This is a genomic window from Candidatus Protofrankia californiensis (assembly GCF_900634765.1).
Classification (GTDB): domain Bacteria; phylum Actinomycetota; class Actinomycetes; order Frankiales; family Frankiaceae; genus Protofrankia; species Protofrankia californiensis.
Genome location: NZ_CAAAFT010000413.1, coordinates 12,766 through 22,631, shown reverse-complemented (window position 1 = coordinate 22,631; position 9,866 = coordinate 12,766). Strand labels below are relative to the sequence as shown.

Here is a 9,866-nt window from a genome sequence, read left to right as displayed (position 1 = left end):
TGGCCCTGGCCGATCTCGTTGCCCGCCGCCGGACCCGAGCCGGGTTGCCGGCATGACTCGCGGCCTGCCTCCACCGGTACCCCGGGACGGCCTGCGGGCCGCACTCGGCGTGCCCGTCGACGTCGACCTGCTAGAGCTGGCGCTCACGCACCGCTCGTACGCCTACGAGCAGGGTGGCCTGCCGACCAATGAGAGGTTGGAGTTCCTCGGGGACTCGGTGCTCAGCCTGGTCGTGACCGACGCCCTGTTCAATCGCCACCCCGACCTGCCCGAGGGGCAGCTGGCCAAGCAGCGCGCGTCCGTGGTCAACATGCGGGCTCTGGCCGAGGTCGCCCGCACGCTGGGGGAGGAGGGCATCGGCCCCTACCTGCTGCTCGGCCGTGGCGAGGAGACCACCGGCGGGCGGGACAAGGCCAGCATCCTCGCGGACACCCTGGAGGCGCTGATCGGCGCGGTCTACCTGTCGTCCGGATTGGGGACCGCCTCCGAGTTCGTTCACCGCTTGTTCGACCCGTTGCTGGACGTCGCCGCCGGCCGGGGCGCCGGACTCGACTGGAAGACGTCGCTGCAGGAGCGCACGGCCAGCCTGCTGCTCGGTCCCCCCGAGTACCAGGTGGACGAGTTCGGGCCGGACCACGCCAAACGGTTCACCGCCCGTGCTGTCGTGGCCGGTCAAGTACTCGGTCACGGCGACGGGGGCAGCAAGAAGGAGGCCGAGCAGCGGGCGGCCGCCGCCGCGTTCCAGGCACTGGAGGCGGATGGCCAGGACGGTGTCCAGGCCGCGTCCGAGGGTTCCGACGGATCACTCGATGCCACCGATACCGCCCACGGCCATTCCGAAGCGGCCGTGGGCACGGGTAACGGCTGACCGGCAACCACGCGTCCGGTGAATCCGCATTTTCTGATGCCTGAGCTTCCCGATGCCTGAGCTTCCCGAGGTCGAGGTGGTCCGCCGCGGCCTTGAGCGGGCACTGCTCGGCAGGACGATCGCCACGGTGCTGGTCGATCATCCCCGGGCGGTCCGGCGGCATGCCGCCGGTGCCGCCGACTTCGCCGCGGTGCTCGCGGGCCGCACGATCGAGGCTGCCTGCCGCCGGGGCAAATACCTGTGGTTGACCCTCGACGATGGCGCTGCGCTGCTGGGTCATCTCGGGATGAGCGGCCAGCTTCTCGTGGTCGCCACGGACAAGCCCGACGAGACGCACCTGCGGGTGCGTTTCACCTTCGCCGACGCAGGACGGGAACTGCGATTTGTCGACCAGCGTACCTTCGGCGGGCTGGCGGTCGTCCCGGCCGGTTCGGGCGTGCCCGCACCGATAGAGCACATCGCTCGGGACCTCCTCGACCCGGACTTCTCCGATGCCGACTTCGTCGCGTCCGTGCGCCGACGCCGGACCGGAATCAAGCGGGCGCTACTCGACCAGACCCTTGTCAGCGGGATTGGTAACATCTATGCAGACGAATCATTGTGGCGAGCGGGGCTGCACTACGCGCGTCCGACCGAGACGCTGACCCGCAGCGAACTTGACCGGTTACTCCAGGCGGCACGCGAGGTTCTGCTCGAGGCCTTACGCGCGGGTGGCACCTCCTTTGACGCGCTCTACGTGTCGGTCAACGGTGAAAGCGGGCTCTTCGACCGTTCGCTTGCGGTCTACGGGCGGACGGGCCGGCCCTGTGGACGATGCGAATCCCCGATCCGCCGGGATGCCTTCATGAACCGGTCGAGCTTCACCTGTCCGCGCTGCCAACCACGCCCGCGAAGAGCTCGCTGGTAGCAGCTGGTAGTAGCTGGTAGCAGGAGGAGCGGAGCAGACGTCATGGATGCGGACGCGGCCCTTGGAAAGATTCGCAAGCTGCTGGCGATGGCCGAAGCCGAGGGCCTGCCCGAACAGGCCCGGGAGTCCTACAACGACAAGGCCGCGGACCTGATCGCGCAGTACGGCATCGACCGGGCGCTGCTCGAGGAGGCAGTACCCACTCGAGCGGTCGCCGGGGACGTCGTCCTGAACATCGACCATCCCTACGCCCGCGACAAGATCACTCTTCTGGCCGGTATCGCCGGTCCGCTCGGATGCCGGCTGATCCACCGGACGCACCCGCTGCTCGGTGCGACCGCGCACACGGCGCACCTGTTCGGGATGGCGGCCGATCTGGAACGAACCCAGATTCTCTACACGTCCTTGCTGGTCCAGCAGGCGCACGCCCTCGCGCTGGTTCGGGTGCCACCTTCGGAGGACGCCCGCGCGTTCCGCCGGTCCTGGATGGCCGGGTTCGCCATCGCCGTCCAGGACCGGCTGACCAAAGCCGAGGCCGCGGCCCGGGAACGTCACAGGCAGGGGCCTGCCTGCGGCCGATCGGTCGAGCTCGTACTCGCCGACCGATCGGCCCGGGTCGACCGGCACGTCGCCGAGGTGTACCCGCGACTGCGCACGACGCGATCCCGGAACCTGTCCGGGTCGGGCGGGCCGGCCGGCTTTCAGGCCGGGCAGCGGGCCGACATCGGCACCGACAACCGCGTCGCCGGTAACCCCCGCCGCAAGCAGCTGTAACCGGAAAGGGTGGGTATCGCCATCCCGTTGCATCACAACGCTGCGAAAGTAATCAGAAAGATCACGGCTCGTCATTGAACAGGTGACGTAGGAACCGTTCCGGGCTGGCCAGAAACCCGCGCGTCAGCACCACTGGTTCAGCCTCGTCATAGCCGACCTGGTTGATCGCGCAGTCCGGGTCGATCTGCAGAATCCGGGCGCCCGGAACCGCGGGCAGGATCGGCGAGTGCGTGGCCACGACGAGCTGCGAGCCTTGGGAAACCAGCCCCCCGTTTCATCGGCTGTCTCTCGCTCCGCTGCCGGGACCATTGTGCCGGCCGTGGGAATCTGCCCCCGCGCACACCGGGAAACAGGGCCTCGACATGGTGGCGGCCTGACCGGTGGCATCGGTGGTGGCCCGCGGTCGGCGGCTACACGCCACCCTCGCGGCAACCGCACCGGAGGTGCGCGATATCGCCGAACCCGGTCAGGCGCTGACGGGCAGCGCTGCCTAGTACGGGTAGCGCTGCTGAGAAGGCCAAAGACGACACGATCATGTTTTTCGCGCCGCCTACGGCCAAGAGCCTCCGGATCGCTAGTATTTGCCGCCGGGGATGTTGGGGACCGCCGTCTGGGTGGGGCCCGACGTCCGGGGCGGAGCGTAGCCAGGGCCGATCACCTCGGTCGGTGCGGCGGGCGCCGGCTGCGGTGTCGCGCTGCGCAGACCTTCGGTGCTGGCCCTCGGTACCGGCAGCACGCCGCCGTCCTGTTCGAAGTTCTGGCCGCAGCCGCCAAGGAGCAGCGTCGACGGGATGACGACGGCGCACACCGTCATCATCATGACTCGACCGCGGCGATACGAGCGCATCCGGGGCCGGCGGAAGCGGGGAGAATGTGTTGTGTCCACAGTGATCCGGTATCCTACCGTCTCCATGCACGACGTTCCTGCCTCCATGCACGACGTTCCTGTTGGATCAGCCGATCAGGGTGATTGCGATCCGTCCGACGGCTCCGCATCCCCTGTGTCCCATGCCCGTCTTACGGCATGGGTGTCGGGCACCGTTCAAGGTGTTGGTTTTCGCGCATATGTTCGATCGCGAGGGCGCCGGCTCGGCCTGGTGGGTTCCGCGACGAATCTCTCGGACGGACGAGTCGAGGTGATCGTGGAGGGTCCGCGCGCGGCGTGTCAGACCCTTCTGGAAATGTTGCGGGCGGGGCACACGCCCGGTCGGACGACACAGGTGACGTACTCCTGGTCGCAACCCAGAGGTGACCTGCTGAATTTTGTTCGTAAGTGAGCACTCCTTTCGCCCGGTCCGGCGTCCGCGCGCTCGTGGTCGGATGTCTGCGCCCAGGTCTTCGGGTTGCTTGAGTCCTTGGGTTGCTGGGAGGTGCGGCCGGTGGCCGGCCTGTCGGTCCGGCGGCACGGCGGCATCCACCTCCTCGTGCTGACGGATGCGCCGACGGCCGGGTGTCTCCATCTCGACAAAACGCCGTCGCCGGCGAGCGGGGTATGGCATCGTCTTGACTTTCGGTCGCTTGGCGTGCGATCCTTGGTTCATTGTCTGGTGCGTCGTGTGGCCTGCCTGAGCCGGTTGGCTAGGTCGCAGCGCATCCTGCACCCGCTCGGTCACTCATCGTGGAGGACCACTATCATGGCGAAGGCCCTTTTCGGCCACGTCGGCTCTGGCAGCGATGTTCGTTTGTCGTATGAGGTACGCCGACTTCGTGCGCGTGTAGCAGAACTGGAGGACGAACTCGCGCGTACCCGCGCTCTCAATGATGCTCTTGAAGGCGTTGATGTCTCGGATGAACTTCGGGTGTTCGAGGCGGAGCCCGCGCTGACCTGATCCTCCCGGACCCGTAGCGGGAGTTAAGGGACGTTTCTCTTCATGGGGAACGTCCCTTTGTGCTGCTGGCGGCATTCGCGAAACCTCTCGTCGGTGTCTTCCATCGCGTCTGTGACGTTGTGAGTTACGTCGATTCCTGCCAGTGATGCCATTCACCTTCCGGTGCCTGCCGTGCCGGTGCACCCGTCCCGGTCGGGTACCGGACACCGCAGTATCGTGGGTAGTCGATCGTCCCTTCGGGCGTGGTGGCTGGGCGGGTCCATGCACGCGCAACCGGCCCAGCTGCCGGTTGCGCCGTGTGTCCGGCTGTCCGCTGCCCGTTCTCTGCGACAGCTCCGGAGACCGGTGTACCTCAAGAGCCTCACCCTGCGGGGTTTCAAGTCGTTCGCGAGTTCGACGACTCTGCACCTCGAGCCCGGTATCACCTGCGTGGTTGGGCCGAACGGCTCCGGCAAGAGCAACGTCGTCGACGCCATGGCATGGGTTCTCGGCGAACAGGGAGCCAAGGCGCTGCGCGGCGGCACCATGTCCGACGTCATCTTCGCGGGCACTCCGTCGCGTCCGCCGCTGGGCCGCGCGGAGGTGCTGCTGACCATCGACAACACCGACGGTGCCCTGCCGATCGACTACAGCGAGGTGACCGTCGGCCGCCTGATGTTCCGCAGCGGCGAGAGCGAATACACGATCAACGGCAGCACCTGCCGGCTCCTGGACATCCAGGAGCTCATGAGCGATTCCGGGATCGGCCGCGAGCTGCACGTCATAGTCGGGCAGGGGCAGCTCGACGCGGTCCTGCATGCCCGCCCGGAGGACCGCCGTGCCTTCGTCGAGGAGGCGGCCGGCGTTCTCAAGCACCGCAAGCGCAAGGAAAAGGCGCTGCGCAAGCTGGAGGCGATGGCCGCCAACCTCACCCGGCTCACCGATCTGTCCGCCGAGCTGCGCCGCCAGCTGGGCCCGCTGGGCCGGCAGGCGGAAATCGCCCGCAAGGCCGGCGTCATTCAGGCGACGCTGCGTGACTCCCGCCTGCGGCTGCTTGCCGACGACATCGTTACGGCCCGTGGTGACCTGGCATCCGACATCAGGGACGAGGAGGCGCTGCGGGTCCGCGTTGCCACGATTGGTCGTACCCATGCCGACGGTCAGCAGCGCGAGCAGGCGCTGGAGGCGGAGCTGGCCGCGGTGACTCCCAGGGCAGCCGCCGCGGGCGAGGTCTGGCACGCCCTGGTGTCCCTGCGGGAACGCATCCGGGGCACCCGGTCGCTGGCCGCCGAGCGGGTCCGGCTGCTGCGGGCCGGCGCCGAGGAGCAACGCAGCGGTCGCGACCCCGAGCAGCTGGAGCAGGAGGCCGCCGCCGTCCGGGAGCAGGAGAACGCTCTGGTCGTCCGGCTGGAGGCCGACCGCGACAGCCTCGAGGGAGTCGTCGCTCGTCGGGCGCAGCTCGAAGCCGCGCTTGCCCGGGAGGAAAAGGCGCTGGTCGCGGCCGTGCGGGAGGCGTCAAGCCGGCGGGAGAACCTTGCCAGGCTGGCCGGACGGGTCGAGGCCGCCAGATCCCGGGCCACCAGTGCCGAGGCGGAGATCGTCCGGATGTCCGAGGCGGTGGACGCGGCCCGGTTGCGTGGTGGGGAAACGAGCGATCAACGGATCGCGCTCGAATCGGAGCTCGCCCGGATACAGACCACCCGAAGCGAACTCACCGCGCGCCATGATGAGGCGGTGGCGGTCCACACCACCGCCACCGATCGCCTGGAGGAGCTGCGCTCGCAGGAGCGTTCCGCCGAACGCGACCGGGCGTCCTGGCAGGCCCGCAGGGAGGCGCTCACCTTGTCGCTGACCCCGCGCGACGGCGCCGCGGCGCTGCTGGACGTCGCCGCCGGTACCTGGCAGGGCCGGCCGGCCGGCCGGGCGAGCGGCGGCAAGGGCAAGGCCGGCGGTGGGGACAGCGGCGGTAGGGACGGTGGCAAGGGCAGGGCTGGCGGGAAGGGCCAGGCCGCGGGCAGGGCGGGCGGAGCTGTCACGGTGGCAGGCGCGGGCGCCGTGCCGGTGACGCCGGCGGAATCCGGGGTGACAGCCGGGACGGATGCCGCGGATCAGGTCGAACCACCCACCGGCATCCTCGGGCGTCTGGCCGCGTGGCTGTCGGTCGAGCCCGGGGCGGAGGCGGCTGTCGCGGCCGTGCTGGGTCCAGCCGCCGACGCCGTCGCCGTCGCCGGCACCGACGATGTCAGCGCCGCGTTCGAGTGGCTGCGGGCGGTCGACGCCGGACGCGCGTCCCTGGTCGTCGCCGCCGAGATCCCCGCCGACGGTCCCGCGCCGGACGCCGTGACCGACGCCGTGACCGACCCGGCGAAGGCCCTGCCGCCGGAGGCTCGCGCTGGTGGCGTACCCGCCCGCGACCTCGTCCGGGTCAGCGATCCGCGCTACGCCGCGGGTGTCGCGCGGATGCTCGCCGCCACCCTGGTCGTTGACGATCTTGCGGCTGCGGCCGAGCTGGTCCGGGAGCATCCCGACATCCGGGCGGTCACCCGGGCCGGTGACGTGATCGGACCGGCTCTCGCCACCGGCGGCAGCGCCCGGGCACCGTCCCTGCTGGAGTTGCAGGCCGCCGCCGAGGAGGCCGAAACCCAGATGATCGCCGCGGCCGGTCGTGGTGATCATGCCCGGGATGCGGTTGCCGCCGCCCACGAGGAGGTCAACCGGGCCCGGACCGGGATCGACGAGGCGCTTGCGGCCTTGCACGGCGCCGTCGCCCGTCACCGTGCGCTGTCCGAGCAGCTGTCCCAGCTGGAGCGGGCGAACCGGTCCGGTGCGGCCGAGATCGAACGTCTCGAACGGGCCCGGGTTCAGGCCGAAACAGCCCGCGATCAGGCATACGGTGCGCTGGCGGAGCTGGAGGCGGCGCTGGCCGAGGCCTCGGCCGAACCCGATGCCGGCGAACGCCCGTCAACCGAGCGTGATCAACTGGTTGCGGCAACGTCGGCCGTGCGCGCCGAGGAGGTGGAAGCCCGACTCGCGGTACGCACCAGCGAGGAGCGGGCGCGGGCGCTGGCCGGGCGCGCGGACGCGCTGGTGCGCTCCGCCGCGAACGAACGTGCCGCGCGGATGGCCGCGGCGCGACGCCGGGAGGTCCGGGAACGTCAGGCCGCAGTGGCCGCGGCGGTGGCCGATGCCGCCGGCGCCGCCCTGGCGGCCCTGGAGCATTCACTGGTCGCCGCCGACACCGAACGCCAGCGTGTCGAGGCGCTGCGCCGGGCGACCGAGTCCGGCCTGACAGGCGTCCGGGAGCAGGTCCGGGTGCTCGCAGCCGAACTTGCCGCGCTGCGTGACGACGTCCACCGCGACGAGCTCGCCCGTGCCGAGAAGCGTCTGCGGGTCGAGACCCTGGAGACCAAGGCGCTGGACGAGCACGGGATAGCCGCCGACGACCTGGTCGCCGAGTACGGACCGGATGTCCCCGTGCCACCGGACACCGCCGACGGCGAGCCCGTCCCGTTCGACCGGACCGAGCAGGCGGCGCGGGCGGCCGCCGCGGAGAAGCAGCTGGGCCGCCTGGGCAAGGTCAACCCGCTGGCGCTGGAGGAGTTCGAGGCGTTGCAGGAACGGGCGGCGTTCCTGTCCACCCAGCTCGACGACATCAAGAACACCCGCCGTGACCTGCTATTGGTCGTCGCGGAGGTCGATGAGCGGGTCCGGGAGGTCTTCCGGACGGCGTTCGCGGACACCGCGCGGGAATTCGAGACGGTCTTCGCGACCCTGTTCCCCGGCGGCGAGGGCCGGCTGGTCCTGACCGACCCCGATGACATGCTCACGACAGGTATCGAGGTGGAGGCCCGGCCACCGGGCAAGAAGGTCAAGCGCCTGTCGTTGCTGTCCGGCGGCGAGCGGTCGTTGACGGCGATCGCGCTGTTGCTGGCGATTTTCCGGGCCCGCCCGTCGCCGTTCTACGTCCTCGACGAGGTCGAGGCAGCCCTTGACGACCGCAATCTCGGCCGCCTGTTGGAGGCGCTGGAAGGGCTGCGGGAAAAGTCCCAGTTGATTATCATCACCCACCAGAAGCGCACGATGGAGATTGCCGACGCGCTCTACGGTGTGGCGATGCGTGGTGACGGGGTCACCACGGTGATCAGTCAACGGCTCCGCGAGCGTGCCTCGGCCTGAGCACAGCACGCCTGGTCTGTCAGGATCGAAGGCGTGGAGTACGTCCTCATCATTATCGCGATCGTCGTGTTCGGCTTCGTCACGGCCGCCGGCCTGGTGGTGGGCACCCGCCGTCGCGGGCGGGAGACCACATCCACCCGCGGCCGGCCACATCCAGGGACGGACTACTCACCCGGTGTGGGTGACGACGCCGAGGTTCCGCGGGATTCCCCCCGACGGACGGTCGACACAGTCGATCTCCCGGCTGATCTCGGCATTCCTTCGCCCCCCACCGGACCCGAGGCCGCCGAGGCCGGGCTGTTCGAACTGGAACTGGAGAAGGCACCGGAGCTGGAGGTGCCGGCACCGGCCGCGGGCCGGCTGGTAAGGCTGCGCGCGCGCCTGGCCCGTTCCCAGAGCAGCCTGGGCCGTGGCCTGCTGCTGTTGCTGTCCGGGGACAACCTCGACGAGGAGGTCTGGGAAGACGTCGAGACAATCCTGCTGGTCGCCGACGTCGGCGTCACACCGACCCAGGAGCTGGTCACGTCGTTGCGTACGAGGGTGAAGGTCCTCGGCGCGCGCCGGCCCGCGGACGTCCGTGCCCTGCTGCGCGACGAACTGCTCGCCCAGATCGGCACCAGCACCGACCGCACGCTGCAGGCGTTCGCGCAGGGCCGGCCGGCGAACATCCTCGTCGTCGGGGTGAACGGCACCGGCAAGACCACGACCTGCGGAAAGATCGCCCGACTCCTCGTGGCGGACGGCCGGACGGTCGTGCTGGGCGCGGCGGACACCTTCCGGGCCGCCGCCGCCGATCAGCTGGAAACCTGGGGGAGCCGGGTCGGAGCGCACACGGTACGCGGGAGCGAGGGCGGCGACCCGGCGTCGGTGGCCTTCGAAGCGGTCAAGCGGGGAATCAGCGACGGCGCGAGCACGGTGGTGGTCGACACCGCGGGACGCCTGCACACCAAGACCGGCCTGATGGACGAGCTCATCAAGATCAAGAGGGTGGTTGCCAAGCTCGGTCCCGTCGACGAGGTGCTGCTCGTGCTGGACGCGACCACCGGCCAGAACGCGGTGGAGCAGGCTCGGGTCTTCGCCCGGGCGGTGGACATCACCGGGATCGTGTTGACCAAGCTCGACGGGACTGCCAAGGGCGGCATCGTGATCGCCGTACAGCGGGAGCTCGACGTCCCGGTGAAGCTGGTCGGTCTGGGGGAGGGCCCGGACGACCTTGCTCCGTTCGACCCGGAGGCGTTTGTCGACGCGCTGCTCGGAGACCCACCGGACTGAATCATGGAACGGAACCATGGAACGGAACCATGGAACGGAACCACGGAACGCAACGACGGAA

The 9,866-nt window shown here is 69.8% G+C and carries 9 protein-coding genes; 7 read left to right on the top strand and 2 right to left on the bottom strand.

Annotation, left to right across the window (positions count from 1 at the left end):
* Positions 1-52: 52 nt before the first annotated feature.
* Genes rnc through DD1DGNOD_RS21480 form a run of 3 tightly spaced genes read left to right on the top strand, consistent with a single transcriptional unit; the run spans position 53 to position 2,549 of the window.
* Positions 53-868: a ribonuclease III gene (rnc, locus tag DD1DGNOD_RS21490; protein WP_131768323.1), complete on the top strand. Its 816-nt coding sequence runs from the start codon at positions 53-55 to the stop codon at positions 866-868.
* Positions 869-920: 52 nt separating this feature from the next.
* Positions 921-1,775, top strand: coding sequence for a bifunctional DNA-formamidopyrimidine glycosylase/DNA-(apurinic or apyrimidinic site) lyase (gene mutM, locus DD1DGNOD_RS21485; RefSeq protein WP_131768322.1), 855 nt, complete (start codon positions 921-923; stop codon positions 1,773-1,775).
* A 42-nt stretch (positions 1,776-1,817) separates the two neighbouring features.
* On the top strand, positions 1,818-2,549 hold the full coding sequence (locus DD1DGNOD_RS21480) for a DUF2786 domain-containing protein (RefSeq protein WP_131770918.1): 732 nt from the start codon (positions 1,818-1,820) through the stop codon (positions 2,547-2,549).
* Between the two features lie 61 nt (positions 2,550-2,610).
* Here the strand turns inward: DD1DGNOD_RS21480 and DD1DGNOD_RS21475 are convergent, their stop codons facing one another.
* Positions 2,611-2,787, bottom strand: a complete 177-nt coding sequence (locus DD1DGNOD_RS21475) for a hypothetical protein (RefSeq protein ID WP_206443351.1) — start codon at positions 2,785-2,787, stop codon at positions 2,611-2,613.
* 336 nt (positions 2,788-3,123) lie between these two features.
* The gene (locus DD1DGNOD_RS21470) at positions 3,124-3,369 is read right to left on the bottom strand and encodes a hypothetical protein (protein ID WP_241251757.1); all 246 of its coding nucleotides are present in this window, start codon (positions 3,367-3,369) and stop codon (positions 3,124-3,126) included.
* Positions 3,370-3,481: 112 nt separating this feature from the next.
* Here DD1DGNOD_RS21470 and DD1DGNOD_RS21465 point away from each other — a divergent pair, with 112 nt between their 5' ends.
* The 4 genes from DD1DGNOD_RS21465 (at position 3,482) to ftsY (ending at position 9,805) form a co-directional block, all read left to right on the top strand.
* Positions 3,482-3,826, top strand: a complete 345-nt coding sequence (locus tag DD1DGNOD_RS21465; protein WP_131768320.1) for an acylphosphatase — start codon at positions 3,482-3,484, stop codon at positions 3,824-3,826.
* Positions 3,827-4,183: 357 nt separating this feature from the next.
* A complete protein-coding gene (locus DD1DGNOD_RS30930; protein WP_131768369.1) occupies positions 4,184-4,378 on the top strand; it encodes a hypothetical protein in 195 nt (64 codons plus the stop codon).
* A gap of 345 nt (positions 4,379-4,723) precedes the next feature.
* Positions 4,724-8,533 (top strand): AAA family ATPase, encoded by a 3,810-nt coding sequence (locus DD1DGNOD_RS21455; protein WP_131770917.1) that lies wholly within the window; start codon positions 4,724-4,726, stop codon positions 8,531-8,533.
* 33 nt (positions 8,534-8,566) lie between these two features.
* Positions 8,567-9,805, top strand: coding sequence for a signal recognition particle-docking protein FtsY (gene ftsY, locus DD1DGNOD_RS21450; protein WP_131770916.1), 1,239 nt, complete (start codon positions 8,567-8,569; stop codon positions 9,803-9,805).
* The last annotated feature ends 61 nt before the right edge of the window (positions 9,806-9,866 follow it).